Source organism: Tepidiforma sp. (genome assembly GCF_034433535.1).
Lineage (GTDB): Bacteria > Chloroflexota > Dehalococcoidia > Tepidiformales > Tepidiformaceae > Tepidiforma.
In genome coordinates this window covers 1-12,444 of sequence record NZ_DAOUAO010000070.1, presented here as the reverse complement: position 1 = coordinate 12,444, position 12,444 = coordinate 1, and the positions used below count along the sequence as shown (strand labels likewise).

Genomic DNA, 12,444 nt, shown 5'->3' with positions numbered 1-12,444 from the left:
ACGGTCAGGGCAAGTGAGGACCTGGCGCTGAGGCTGGTGCGGGCCGGGCTGGACCTCTCGACGGCGGGGTATGTGATCACGGGCCCGGCCGGGGAGGTGCTGTTCTGGAACCGCGCGTTCCCGGCGGTGACCGGGGTTGAACCGCGGCGAGGGACCCGCTGGGATGAGCTCCGGCAGCTGGTGGCAGGGGCGGCCGACGACGGCGCGGCGGAACGGATTGCGGCGACGGGGAGCGAGCCTGCGCAGCGGCCGACCGGTGAAGGCGAACTGCTTCGGCTGCGCACCGGGCGGGTGATCGAGGTGCACAGCTGGTCGCTGCCGCTCTTCGGGGGAGGGATGGGGCGCGCCTGGCGTTTCCAGGATGTGACGAGGCTGGTCGAGGCGCGCGAGGAGCTGGCAGCCGCGAACCGGCTGCTCGAGGGGATCGTCCAGGGTGCGCCGTACGGCATCCTGGCGGTGAGCATGGACGGGCGGCTGCTGCTGGCGAGCGAGCGGTTCTTCGAGCTGACGGGCCTGGACCGCTCGTGGGCGGGCCTGCCGCCGGCGGAGCGTGCGGCGCGGCTGGAGGCCCTGGCGAAGGATGAGGAGCAGGCCCGGGCGTTCAATCAGCGCTGGCGCGCGGTTCCGGGCCAGAGCTACGCGGATGTCCTCGAGCGCAAGGACGGCGCCTGGTTCCGGGTGACGACCCAGCCGCTGCGGGCGAGGGACGGCGCGGTGGTCGGGCAGCTGTTTTTCTACGAAGAAGTGACGGCCCAGGTGGTAGCGGAGCGGGAGCTGGCGGCCAGCGAGGCGCGCCTGCGAGCGATGGTGGACGGGATGGAGACCGGGCTGGTGGTGGTGAACCGGCAGGGGATGATCACGCTGGCGAACCCGGCGGCCGCGCGGCTGCTTGGCCTGCCCGTGGATGAGATTGTGGGCCGCCAGGTTGACTGGAGCTGGGGCGCCGTGCGGGCGGACGGGAGCCCCTTCCCGCCGTCGGAGATGCCGGTGCACCTGGCCATAACCACCGGGGCGGCGGTGCGCGGGGCGGTCATGGGGGTGCCGCTGGGGGACGGCCGGCTGCGCTGGCTGGTGGTCTCGGCGGCGGTCCTGCGGCGCGGACCGTCGGGGGAGGTGCAGGAGGTGGTCGCCACCTTCACTGACTACACCGAGCACCGCGAGCGTGAGGGGCTGGTGGCGAAGGCCCGATTCCTGGAGAGCTTCGCGGCCCTCTCGGCGGGGGTCGCCCACCGGCTGAACAACGACCTGACGGCGATCGGCGGCAACGCGTGGCTGGTGCGGCAGGCGGGCCCGCTCAGCGAGGACCAGGCGACCGCGCTGCAGGCGATCGAGGCGGTGACGGAGGACGCCGCGCGGCTGGTGGCTGACCTGCGTGCGGCGGCGCTGGGCGGGGATGAGCCGAAGACGCTGGTGGAGCTGGATGTCTGCCTCGGGCGGGCGCTGTTCCAGTTTTCGGAGGCCGAGCGGCAGCGCGCGGCGGTGGTGCTGGGCGCGGGGGTGCCGCGCGTGGTCGGGCGGCCGCGGGCCCTGGAGGCTGCGCTCCAGCACCTGCTGGCGAACGCGTTCGAGGCGACCACGGGGCCGGTGGAGGTGCGGGTCACCCGCTGGGTGGTGCGCGCTCCACTGGAACCGGGGCGGCCGTCGCGCTGGGAGCCGGGGCCGCCGCCGCCTGGGGAGTACGCGGCGGTGATCATCGAAGACGGCGGCGAGGGGATCGCACCTGAGCACCTCGGGCGGCTGTTCGAGCCGTTCTTTTCGACGCGCTTCCCGGGGCGGGGGCTGGGGCTGCCGGCGGCGGCCGGGATCGTGCGGGGGCACGGCGGGTACATCGGCATCGCCTCGAGCCCGGGGCGGGGGACAACGGTGTTCGTGGCCTTCCCGGCGCCGGCGGCGGAGGGGTAGCCCCGGCCGGGCGCGCTGCCATGCCTTTTGGCGGTGGGCATGGTTCAATGGGCGCGAGCACCGAGGAGGGGTCGCGCGATGGATTTTGAGCTGACCGAAGAGCACCGACTGATCAAGGACACGGCGCGGAGGATTGCCCGCGAGGTGATTGCGCCGCGTGCGAAGGAGGTGGATGAGACCGGCGAGTACCCGCACGACTTCTTCGAGGCGTTCAAGAAGGCGGGCCTGCTGGGAATGGCCATCCCCGAATCGATGGGCGGCACGGGCAACGGCATCCTGCCGCTCTGCCTGGCGATCGAGGAGGTGGCCAAGTACGAGTGCGGCGCCGGGCTGATGCTGGTGCTCAGCGGCCTGCCGACGCGGCCGATCGTCTTCGGGGGGACGCCCGAGCAGCAGCAGCGCTGGCTGCCCGCACTCGCCGCAGGGGATGCCAAGGCGGCCTTCTGCCTGACGGAGCCGGACCACGGTTCGGATGCGGCCAACCTGGAGACGCGGGCCGTGCGCGACGGGGACGATTACATCCTCAACGGCAACAAGGTCTACATCTCCGGCGGCACGGTGGCGGATTACCTCACGGTGTTTGCCCGCACCGGCGGCCCGGGCGCGAAGGGGGTCAGCGCCTTCGTGGTCGATGCGCACGCCCCGGGGGTTCGGATCGACCGGACCGACGACAAGATGGGCGTGCGCAGCGTGCCGACGGCGCACTTCAGCTTCCAGGATGTGCGCGTGCCGGCGGAGAACCTGCTCGGCGGGGTGGAAGGGCAGGGGTTCAACGTGGCGATGCTGACGCTCAACTCGATGCGGCCGACGGTGGGCGCGCGGGGTGTCGGGCTGGCCGAGGGCGCTGCTGCCTACGCGCTGGAGTGGGCGCGGGAGCGGAAGGCGTTCGGCAGCTCGGTGATCGACTTCGAGGCGATCCAGTTCATGTTCGCGGACATGGCGATCCAGATCGAGGCGGCGCGCAACCTCGTCTACAAGGCGGCGTGGCTGGTCGACCAGGGCAAATACACGCGGGAGTACGCCCACCACCTGTCGATCGCGAAGGCGTACGCGACGGAGGTGGCGAACCGGGTGGCGTTCGATGCGCTGCAGGTGCTCGGCGCGCAGGGGTACATGAAGGACCACCCGCTGGAGCGCCACTACCGGGATGCGCGGCAGCTGATGATCGTCGAGGGGACGAGCCAGATTCAGCGGGTCGTGATCAGCCGGGCGCTGATCGACCGGAACCTCGTGTACGGCTGAGGCGCGGCTGCTGACGGCGCAGGAGCGGCGTGGTAGGCTTCCGCGCCATGCCGACTGCACGTTCGAACGGGATTGAGCTGTATTACGAGACGCACGGGGACCCCTCGGGGCGGCCGCTGCTGCTGGTGATGGGCCTCGGGGCGCAGATGACGCTCTGGCGGCCGGAGTTCTGCGAGCTGCTGGCGCGGGAGGGCTTCTACGTCATCCGGTTCGATAACCGGGACGTGGGGCTTTCGACCAAGATCGAGGGCGGCCCGGCGCCGGACCTTGCCAAGGCGATGGCCGGGGACCACTCGACCGCGTCGTACACGCTGTGGGACATGGCGGATGACGCGGTGGGGCTGCTCGATGCGCTGGGGATCGGCTCGGCGCACATCGCCGGGGCCTCGATGGGCGGGATGATCGTCCAGTGCATGGTGATCGCCCACCCGGAACGGGTCCGCTCGGTCACCTCGATCATGTCGACCACGGGCAACCCGGAGGTGGGGCAGCCGCAGCCGGAGGCGATGGCGGCGCTGCTGGCGCCGCCCCCGGCATCACGCGAGGCGGCGATCGAGCAGGGCGTTCGGACGTGGAAGATTATCGGCTCACCGGCCTACCAGCCGGACGAGGAGGAACTGCGCGAGCGCATCGCCGCGGACTACGACCGCTGCTTCTACCCGATGGGCACCGCGCGGCAGCTGGTCGCGATCCTGGCGACTGGTGACCGGACGGCGGCCCTGCGCGAGGTGCGCAAACCGGCGCTCGTCATCCACGGCGAGGCGGACCCGCTGGTCACGCTCAGCGGCGGCAAAGCGACTGCCGAGGCCATCCCGGGAGCGCGGCTGCTGACCTTCCCCGGGATGGGGCACGACCTGCCTCCGGCGCTCTACCCGGAGTTCGTGCGGGCGATGGCCGAAGTTGCCCGGGCGGCGGATGGCGGCTGACCGACCGGTCCTGTTCGGTCGGAAGGTTGCGGTCTACGGGCCCTCGGGGAGCGGGAAATCGACGCTGGCGCGGGCGCTCGGGGAGCGGCTCGGGCTGCCGGTTGTGGAGCTCGACGCGGTATACCACGCGCGGCCGGGCTGGGACGACCTGGAACTCGAGGACTTTCGGCAGGCGGTGCGCGGCCTGCTGGAGCGGCATGCGGACGGCTGGGTGTTCGAGGGCAACTATCGGCCGGTGCGCGACCTGGTGCTGGCGGAGGCCGAGACGGCGGTATGGCTTGACCTGCCATTCGCGCTCGTCTACTGGCGCCTGGCGTGGCGGACGATTTCGCGGTCGTTCCGGGGCGAGGAGCTGTGGAACGGCAACCGCGAGACGCTGCGGCAGACGTTCCTTTCGCGCGATTCGATGCTGCTCTGGGGGCTGACCGCCTTTCGACGGTCGCGGGCGAGCGTGGCGGAGTCGCTGCGGGGCTGGCGGCAGCCGGGCCGAACGGTTTACCGGCTGCGGACGCCGGGGCAGGTCGGCTATCTGGTGCGGAATGCGCGCCTCGAGGAACGCCGGGCGGGCTGAGGAAGCGGCGCCATCATCGCCGGGAAGAGCTCCGGCAGGGCTTCCTCCCTGCCCTCGCGGGCGGCGGCATCGGCGACATCGTCGGTCGGCGGGACGAGCTCTTCGTGCGGGAGCAGCGGCGTTTCGCGCCAGTCGGGCAGGCGGCGGGAATTGCGTCGCGGCGACACCTTGCACCTCCGTGGCGGACTGCTGCTTCGAGCATGCCCCGAAAGGGCGACGGCTGTCGACGTATTGCAGGTGATGGGGCGGGCCGGCGGGGGTAGGATGGAAAGCTGCGGTGAAGGGCCGCGCGAAGGAGGCAGACGATGGAACGGATTCGGGACGGGAACCTCGAGATCGTGATCGGCGGGCCGACGGGCTACGGGAACAATGTCTACGTCGTGATCGACCGGGGGACGGGTGAGGCGGCGTTCATCGACGCGCCGGGGGAGCCTGAGGCGAACGCGGCCGCGGCCGAGGCGGCGGGGGTTCGGCCGACGAAGATCCTGCTGACGCACGGGCACTTCGACCACACCCCGGCGATCGACGCGCTCAAGGCCCGCTACGGCGCGAAGCTGTACGCGGACCCGGATGAGCCGGGGCTGAACGAGGGGCAGCTGGATGTGCCGGTACGGCACGGGGACGAGGTGCGGGTGGGAAACCTGGTGTTCCGGGTGCTGAGCGTGCCGGGGCACACACCGGCGAGCACCGCGTACCTCTGCGGGAAGAGCGTGTTCGTGGGGGATACGCTCTTCCCGGGCGGGCCGGGCCGCTCGAAGGACAATGCCGCGCTGCAGCAGGAGATCGCCTCGATTGTGCGGGAGCTGTACAGCCTGCCGGAGGAGACGGTGGTCTACCCCGGGCACGGGCCAACCACCACCATTGGGGCGAGCAAGGCGGAGTACGCGGTGTTTGCCTCGCGGGAACACGCGCCGGACCTCTGCGGGGATGTGACGTGGCTGAATTCGTAGGGCCCCCTGACGGCTGGTGGTCGGTGCGGGTTGGGGAGCCGCGGACGGTGGTGCTGAGCACGGCCGGCCCGGGCGGCCGGGCGCACGCGGCGGCGGTCTGGTACCTGTGGCGGGACGGCGAACTGCGGGTGGTAACGGGCCGGGGTTCGCAGAAGCACCGGAACATCGAGCGCACCGGTCAGGCGACGGTCACGTGGCTGGATGACTGGCGCTACCTGACGGCCTCCTGCAGCGCGACCGTGGCGCCGCTCACGCGCGAGGACCGCTACGCGCTCTGGGAGCATTACCGCGGCCCGGAGGTGGCAGCGAAGGAGACGGCCGGCAACGGTCACGAGGAGATGGTGCTCCTGCGGCTGCGGCCGGTGCGCTGGTGGGGCCAGTGGTGATGGCGGCTTCTCCCTTCGGGATGAGGGGCGTACTCTAGCGAGCCATGGGCAAGCTCGAAGGAAAGACGGCGCTGATTTTCGGGGTCGCGAACGACCGGTCGATCGCCTGGGGGATTGCGCAGGCGTTCCACCGCGAAGGCGCGAAGCTGGCGTTTTCGTATGCAGGGGAGAACCTGGAGCGACGGGTTCGGCCGCTGGCGGAGAGCGTGGGGGCGGACTTCATCGAGCTGTGCGATGTGACGAAGGACGAGGACATCGAGCGGCTGTTCGCGGCAGCGAAGGAGCGGCTGGGGACGATCGACGTGCTGGTGCACGCGATTGCCTTCGCCAACCGGGAGGACCTGGCGGGGAGGTTCGTCGACACCTCGCGGGCGGGGTTCCTGCTCGCGCACGACGTCTCGGTGTATTCGCTGGTGGCCCTGGCGCGGGCGGCGCGGCCGCTGATGCCGAACGGCGGCAGCATCATCACGCTGACGTACTACGGGTCGCAGAAGGTGGCGCCCAAGTACAACGTGATGGGGGTGGCGAAGGCTGCGCTCGAGGCGACGGTGCGCTACCTGGCGTGGGACCTGGGGCCGGAGCAGATCCGGGTCAACGCGATCAGCGCGGGGCCGATTCGAACGCTGGCTGCGAGCGGGATATCGGGCTTCCGTGACTATCTGAAGGCGTTCGCGGATATCGCGCCGCTGCACCGGAATGTGACGATCGAGCAGGTGGGGGAGGCGGCGGTCTTCCTGGGGAGCGACATGTCGAGCGGGACGACCGGCGACATCCTCTACGTGGACAGCGGCTACAACATCATGGGGCTCGTGGCGGAGAGCCGGGAGTAGCCGGGTGGAGCCGGGGCGGTTCCGGGTGGTGCCGTACGACCGGGTTCGGCACGGGGATGGCCCCTGGCGGGTGGTGGCGGCGGTTTTCGCGGAATATGGATTCCCGTTTGCCGTGGATGGGTACGATGCCGACGTGCTGGAGCCGGAGCGGCACTATCCGCCGGGCTGGTTCCTGGTGGCGGAGGATGCGGACGGCGAGGTGGTGGGCTGCGCGGGGCTGACCGACGAAGGCGGCGGCGAGTTTGAGCTGCACCGCCTCTACCTGCTGCCGCGGGCGCGGGGGCAGGGGCTCGGCGAACGGCTGACCCGCGAGGTGGTGCGGCTGGCGCGGGAGGCGGGTGCACAGCGGCTGGTGCTGTTCAGCGATATCGCGTTCGAGCACGCGCACCGGCTGTACGAGCGGTGCGGGTTCCGGCGCAACCGGTTTCGCTATGCCCCAGACCCCTGGCAGAGCCGGGAGTGGGGCTTCGTGATGGAGTTCGAAGGAGGGGCATGATGGCGCGAGCGCGCTGCCTGTGGTGCATCGAACCGCCGTACGGGGAGGTGGCCGTGCTGAAATGGCGGGGTGAAGAGCGCGAACGGCTGACCATTCAGCTCTGCCGGAAGCACCTGGCGCGGCTGCGCGAGGCCGGGCAGCAGGGCCGGGAGCACAAGGGCTGGCGGTACAAGGAGGGCTGGTGGTGATTGGTGCCAGGGAGGGGGCCGATGCCCCCGGCCGACCTGGACGGCGCCTTTGCGGCGCTGCGAGAGGTGCTGCGCCCGTATGCCGGCCAGCTTGTGGTGCGGGCCGACAGTGATGACGAGCTGGCGCTCGATACGCGCCATCGGCTGCCGGGGGGTCGGCTGCTGTTCTTCGGGTCGGTGCAGAAGCGAAAGGCGTACGTGAGCTACCACCTGTTCGCGGTGTACACGGACCCAGACCTGCTGGATGGGCTCTCGGCGGGGCTGCGCCGGCGGATGCAGGGCAAATCGTGCTTCAACCTGAAGGCCCCGGAAGCCGAGCTGGTCGAGGAGCTGCGAGCGCTCACGGCTGCGGCCTTCGCACGCTACCGGGAACGCGGCTACGTTGCGGAGTAAGGGGGGCGCCCGGGGCCAGTTCAGCGGAAGTGGGGCATGACCGTCTCGGCGAAGAGCCGGGCGGGCTCGCGGGTATCGCGGCCGAAGAACTCGATGACGAACATGGTGCAGCCCAGTTCGAGGTGACGCTGGATCTGCTCGCGCACGCGGGCCGGGCTCCCGGCGATGGCCAGCGGCCCGGTGGGGTCGCCCATGTGGCCGCCGAAGATCTTCTTCGCGGTCTCGATCATCGGCCCCGCGGCGGCATCGTCGGGGGCGATGATGACGAGGCACTGCTGGCTGATGGTGATCTCCGCGGGGGCGCGGCCGATGTCGGCGCAGTGCTGGCGCAGGACCTCGATCTTGCGCGGCAGGGCGTGGTGGTGGGCGGCCAGGTTGTTCCAGATGTCGGCGTGGCGGGCGGCGACGCGGAGCAGGACCTTTTCGCCGGCGCCCCCGATGAGCAGCGGCGGGCGGCGGACGGGCTTCGGCTCGCAGACGAGGTTGCGGGCGTGGACGAACTCGCCTTCGAGGGTGACCTCGGGCTCCGACCACATGGCGCGCAGGAGCTGGATGGTCTCGCGCAGCTGGCGCATCCGCTGGCCGATGGGCGGGAAGGGCACGCCGAAATCGGTGAACTCGCGGGGCATCCAACCGGCGCCGAGGCCGGGGATGATGCGCCCGCCGGCAATGTTGTCGATGGTGGCGATGACCTTGCCGAGGTGGGCCGGGTTGCGCATGCCGGCGGGGGTGACGAGCGTCCCGATTTCGACGCGACTGGTGATGGCGGCGACGGCGGAGACGAGCGACCACGCCTCGAGGATCGGGATCTGGGGCGACTGCGGACCGTAGAGATGGTCGCACACCCAGAGGGAATCGAAGCCCATGGCCTCGAATTCGCGCGCGGCGGTGCTGGCTTCCTCCCACGTGCGCTTGATCTGGGGGATGGTGACGCCGAAGTGGACGGTCGGCATAGCGCGGCCTCCGCGGGGATGCTGGTGGGGGAAAGCCTAGCGGAGGCCGCCGGGGCGCGCGAGGGCGGGCTCAGACCACGAAGTAGCGGGCCTCGGGATGGTGCACGATGACGGCGCTGGTGGACTGCTCGGGGTGCCACTGGAACGTCTCGGAAAGCTCCGCGCCGATGCGCTCGGGGCGGAGGAGCGCCGCGATCTTCGTCTGCTCCTCGAGGTCGGGGCAGGCGGGGTAGCCGAAGGAGTAGCGCGAGCCCTGGTAGCCCTGGGCGAAGAGCTTTCGCATGTCGGTCGCGTCCTTGCCGTCGATGCCGAGCTCGTGACGGACGCGCTTGTGCCAGAGTTCGGCGAGGGCCTCGGCGGCTTCGACCGAGAAGCCGTGCCAGTGGAGGTAGTCGCGATACTCGTTGGCTTCGAAGAGCTGGTGGGCGAACTCGCTGGCCCGGGGGCCCATGGTCACGAGGGTGAGGGCGACCACATCGAACTGCGGGCCGGCGGGGTTGGCGGCGGCCTCTTCGGCGGAGAGGAAGAAGTCGGCGATGCAGAGCCGGCGGCCAGAGGGTTGGCGGGGGAAGACGAAGCGGACCGGCTCGCCGGAGGGGCGGCCATCTTCGACGGTCGGCCAGACGATGAGGTCGTTCTTCTCGGCGAGGGCAGGGAAGTAGCCGTAGACCACGGCGGGCAGGAGGAGCTGCTCGGCGATGGCGCGTTCCTGCCAGCGGCGGAAGATGGGGCGGACCTCTTCATCGATGAAGCGCTGGTACTCCTCGGGGCTGCGCTGGCCGCGCTGGTACTGCCACTGCCCGCGGAAGAGGGCGACTTCGTTGATGTAGGGGTAGATTTCGCGCAGGGGAATGCCCTTGACGACCCGGCTGCCCCAGAAGGGCGGCGTGGGGATGGGGACGCCACGGGTGACATCGGATGGGGCGTACTCCGAGCGCGAGGGGCCGGAGGCGGGGGCCGGTGCTGCGACGGGGTCGTAGCCAGAATCGTCGCTGCCGGACTTGCGCGGGGAGGTGCGGGTGAGGATGGGCGGCTGGCGGCCTTCGCGCAGGGCGGGGATGACCTTATCGAGGGTGGCGAGGCCTTCGAAGGCGTCCTGGGCGTAGTAGACGACGCCCTTGTAGACGCTGCGCAGTTCTTCTTCGACGTACTTCCGGGTGAGGGCGGCGCCGCCGAGGATGACGGGGTAGTGGAAGAGCTCGCGGGCGTTGAGCTCCTCGAGGTCTTCGCGCATCACGACGGTGCTTTTGACGAGCAGCCCGGAGAGGCCGATGACGTCAGCCCCGACCTCCTGGGCCTTTTCGATGACGTTCGAAATCGGCTGTTTGATGCCGAGGTTGTAGGTGGTGTAGCCGTTATTGCTGAGGATGATATCGACGAGGTTCTTGCCGATATCGTGCACATCGCCGCGAACGGTGGCGAGGACGATTTTGCCGCGGGACTGGCCTTCGACGCGCTCCATGTAGGGCTCGAGGAAGGCGACGGCGGCCTTCATGGTCTCGGCCGACTGGAGGACGAAGGGGAGCTGCATTTTGCCGGCGCCGAAGAGGTCGCCGACCTCGCGCATGCCGGCGAGGAGGTGCTCGTTGATGATGGTGAGCGGGTCGAAACGGGCGAGGGCCTCTTCGAGGTCGTCCTCGAGGCCGCGTCGGTCGCCGTTGATGATGCGGCGGCGGAGGCGCTCTTCGACCGGGAGACGGGCGGCCTCGGCTGAGTGGGCGGCACCGCCGGCGGGAGCTTCTTCGCGTTCGAAGAGGGAGATGAAGTGGGTGAGGGGGTCGTAGCCTTCGCGGCGGCGGTCGTAGATGAGGTCGCGGGCGGCCTCGAGCTGGTCGGCAGGGATACGGTTGAGCGGGAGGATCTGCTTCGCGTTGACGATGGCGGCGTCGAGGCCGTGGTCGATCGCTTCGTAAAGGAAGACGGAGTTGAGGACGCGCCGGGCGGCGGGCTTGAGGCCGAAGGAGCAGTTGGACACGCCGAGGACGGTGTGGACGCCGGGGAGCTCCTGCTTCACCCGGCGGATGGCCTCGAGGGTTTCGATGGCGTCGCGGCGGAGCTCTTCCTGGCCGGAGGTCATGGGGAAGGTGAGGCAGTCGAAGAGGAGGTCGCCGGGCTCCATGCCGTAGCGGTTGACGGCGAGGTCGTAGATGCGGTGGGCGACGCGCAGCTTCCACTCGGCGGTGCGGGCCTGGCCCTCCTCGTCGATGGTGAGGGCGATGGCGGCGGCGCCGTGCTCCTTGATCAGCGGCAGGAGGCGGGTGATCTTGCGTTCGCCGTCCTCGAGGTTGATCGAGTTGACGATGGCGCGGCCGCCGTAGAGTTCGAGCGCCGTCTTGATGACGGGCACCTCGGTGCTATCGAAGACGAGGGGGACGGCAACCTGCGTGCGGAAGGCGGAGACGACCCGGTGCATATCGGCGGTGCCATCGCGGCCGACGTAATCGACCATCACATCGATGACGTGGGCGCCCTCGGCGGCCTGCTCGCGGGCGAGGGCGACCATGCCGTCGACGTCCTCGGCGAGGAGGAGGTCGCGGAAGGCGCGGGAGCCGGTCGCGTTGGTGCGTTCGCCGATGACGAGGAAGGAGGTGTCCTGTTCGATGGGGACAGCGGTGTAGAGCGAGGCGACGGCGGGCTGGTAGCGCCCGGGGCGGGGCCGCGGGCGCGGCCGGCCGATGGCGCGGATGGCCTCGGCGAACATGGCCGGGGTGGTGCCGCAGCAGCCGCCGACGATGCTGGTGCCGAACTCCTCGACGAAGATGCGCTGGTAGCGGGCGAATTCCTGGGGCGAGAGGTTGTAGCAGGCGCGGCCGTCGATGACCTCGGGCAGGCCGGCGTTGGGCGCGATGAAGACCGGGCGGCGGGAGTTCTGGGCGAGGTAGCGGACGTGCTCGACCATCTGCTCGGGGCCGGTGGCGCAGTTGATGCCGATGATGTCGACGACGTCGAGCGGTTCGAGGGCGGCGAGGGCGGCGGCGATATCGGAGCCGAGCAGCATGGTGCCGGTTGATTCGATGGTGACGGAGGCGATGACGGGCACGCGGCGGCCGGTGATCTCCATCGCTTCTGCAGCTGCGGCGAGCGCGGCCCTGGTCTGCAGGAGGTCCTGGCAGGTTTCGATCTTGAGGACGTCGATGCCGCCTTCGAGCAGGCCGAGGCACTGTTCGCGCCAGCCCTCGCGGATCTCGGCGTAGGTGATGTGGCCGAGCGAGGGGAGCTTCGTGCCCGGGCCGATGGTGCCGAAGCTGTAGCGGGGCCAATCGGGGGTAGAGAAGCGGTCGCGGACGCGGCCGATGACCTGCGCGGCGATGCGGTTGAGCTCGCGGGTGCGGTCGGCGAGGCCGAATTCGGCGAGGACGACGGGGTTGGCGCCGAAGGAGCAGCTATCGACGGCGTCGACGCCGACCTCGTAGAAGGAGGCGTAGATGCCCTCGAGGATGCCGGGGTTGGCGATGTTGAGCCATTCGGGGCAGCCCTCGTGGGCTTCGCCATCGGGGGCCACGTAGGCCTCGGGCCCGAGGTTGAGGGACAGCAGCGTGGAGCCGATGGGCCCCGCGGCAAAGAGGACCTGGTCCCGCAGGCGGTTGAGGAGGGGGAGATCGCGCGG

At 70.4% G+C, this 12,444-nt stretch carries 13 protein-coding genes; 10 read left to right on the top strand and 3 right to left on the bottom strand.

The features are described from left to right. The 4 genes from VAE46_RS03920 to VAE46_RS03905 form a co-directional block, all read left to right on the top strand. The coding region (locus VAE46_RS03920) for a PAS domain S-box protein (protein WP_322795613.1) at positions 1-1,902 on the top strand (1,902 nt) is incomplete at its 5' end. Between the two features lie 78 nt (positions 1,903-1,980). Continuing rightward, on the top strand, positions 1,981-3,144 hold the full coding sequence (locus VAE46_RS03915) for an acyl-CoA dehydrogenase family protein (RefSeq protein WP_322795612.1): 1,164 nt from the start codon (positions 1,981-1,983) through the stop codon (positions 3,142-3,144). 47 nt (positions 3,145-3,191) lie between these two features. Further along, positions 3,192-4,070: an alpha/beta hydrolase gene (locus VAE46_RS03910; RefSeq protein ID WP_322795611.1), complete on the top strand. Its 879-nt coding sequence runs from the start codon at positions 3,192-3,194 to the stop codon at positions 4,068-4,070. Further along, positions 4,060-4,641 (top strand): AAA family ATPase, encoded by a 582-nt coding sequence (locus VAE46_RS03905; protein ID WP_322795610.1) that lies wholly within the window; start codon positions 4,060-4,062, stop codon positions 4,639-4,641. The genes VAE46_RS03910 and VAE46_RS03905 overlap by 11 nt, the downstream gene beginning before the upstream one ends. On the opposite strand, the gene VAE46_RS03900 is transcribed toward VAE46_RS03905, so the two are convergent. Continuing rightward, a complete protein-coding gene (locus VAE46_RS03900) occupies positions 4,596-4,808 on the bottom strand; it encodes a hypothetical protein (RefSeq protein ID WP_322795609.1) in 213 nt (70 codons plus the stop codon). The two genes, VAE46_RS03905 and VAE46_RS03900, sit on opposite strands and share 46 nt — an antisense overlap. Before the next feature lie 138 nt (positions 4,809-4,946). Here VAE46_RS03900 and VAE46_RS03895 point away from each other — a divergent pair, with 138 nt between their 5' ends. From VAE46_RS03895 to VAE46_RS03870, 6 genes are read left to right on the top strand one after another with little or no spacing between them, the layout of a single operon-like run. Beyond that, a complete protein-coding gene (locus VAE46_RS03895) occupies positions 4,947-5,591 on the top strand; it encodes an MBL fold metallo-hydrolase (RefSeq protein WP_322795608.1) in 645 nt (214 codons plus the stop codon). Beyond that, positions 5,576-5,977, top strand: a complete 402-nt coding sequence (locus VAE46_RS03890; protein WP_322795607.1) for a pyridoxamine 5'-phosphate oxidase family protein — start codon at positions 5,576-5,578, stop codon at positions 5,975-5,977. The genes VAE46_RS03895 and VAE46_RS03890 overlap by 16 nt, the downstream gene beginning before the upstream one ends. A 44-nt stretch (positions 5,978-6,021) precedes the next feature. Beyond that, positions 6,022-6,807, top strand: a complete 786-nt coding sequence (locus VAE46_RS03885) for an enoyl-ACP reductase (RefSeq protein WP_322795606.1) — start codon at positions 6,022-6,024, stop codon at positions 6,805-6,807. A gap of 4 nt (positions 6,808-6,811) precedes the next feature. Then, on the top strand, positions 6,812-7,303 hold the full coding sequence (locus VAE46_RS03880) for a GNAT family N-acetyltransferase (protein WP_322795605.1): 492 nt from the start codon (positions 6,812-6,814) through the stop codon (positions 7,301-7,303). Beyond that, entirely contained in the window at positions 7,300-7,491 is a 192-nt protein-coding gene (locus VAE46_RS03875) for a hypothetical protein (protein ID WP_322795604.1), read from the top strand. The genes VAE46_RS03880 and VAE46_RS03875 overlap by 4 nt, the downstream gene beginning before the upstream one ends. 21 nt (positions 7,492-7,512) lie before the next feature. Next, the gene (locus VAE46_RS03870) at positions 7,513-7,884 is read left to right on the top strand and encodes a hypothetical protein (RefSeq protein ID WP_322795603.1); all 372 of its coding nucleotides are present in this window, start codon (positions 7,513-7,515) and stop codon (positions 7,882-7,884) included. A 20-nt stretch (positions 7,885-7,904) separates the two neighbouring features. On the opposite strand, the gene VAE46_RS03865 is transcribed toward VAE46_RS03870, so the two are convergent. Next, a complete protein-coding gene (locus VAE46_RS03865; protein ID WP_322795602.1) occupies positions 7,905-8,837 on the bottom strand; it encodes a TIGR03619 family F420-dependent LLM class oxidoreductase in 933 nt (310 codons plus the stop codon). Positions 8,838-8,907: 70 nt separating this feature from the next. Next, positions 8,908-12,444, bottom strand: a 3,537-nt coding sequence (gene metH, locus VAE46_RS03860; RefSeq protein ID WP_322795601.1) for a methionine synthase, incomplete at its 5' end; no start/stop codon positions are given.

Coding starts and splice junctions, on each gene's coding strand:
- VAE46_RS03895 (WP_322795608.1), top strand. CDS start 4,947: ATGGAACGGATTCGGGACGGGAACCTCGAGATCGTGATCGGCGGGCCG.
- VAE46_RS03885 (WP_322795606.1), top strand. CDS start 6,022: ATGGGCAAGCTCGAAGGAAAGACGGCGCTGATTTTCGGGGTCGCGAAC.
- VAE46_RS03905 (WP_322795610.1), top strand. CDS start 4,060: ATGGCGGCTGACCGACCGGTCCTGTTCGGTCGGAAGGTTGCGGTCTAC.
- VAE46_RS03875 (WP_322795604.1), top strand. CDS start 7,300: ATGATGGCGCGAGCGCGCTGCCTGTGGTGCATCGAACCGCCGTACGGG.
- VAE46_RS03910 (WP_322795611.1), top strand. CDS start 3,192: ATGCCGACTGCACGTTCGAACGGGATTGAGCTGTATTACGAGACGCAC.
- VAE46_RS03870 (WP_322795603.1), top strand. CDS start 7,513: ATGCCCCCGGCCGACCTGGACGGCGCCTTTGCGGCGCTGCGAGAGGTG.
- VAE46_RS03865 (WP_322795602.1), bottom strand. CDS start 8,837: ATGCCGACCGTCCACTTCGGCGTCACCATCCCCCAGATCAAGCGCACG.
- VAE46_RS03915 (WP_322795612.1), top strand. CDS start 1,981: ATGGATTTTGAGCTGACCGAAGAGCACCGACTGATCAAGGACACGGCG.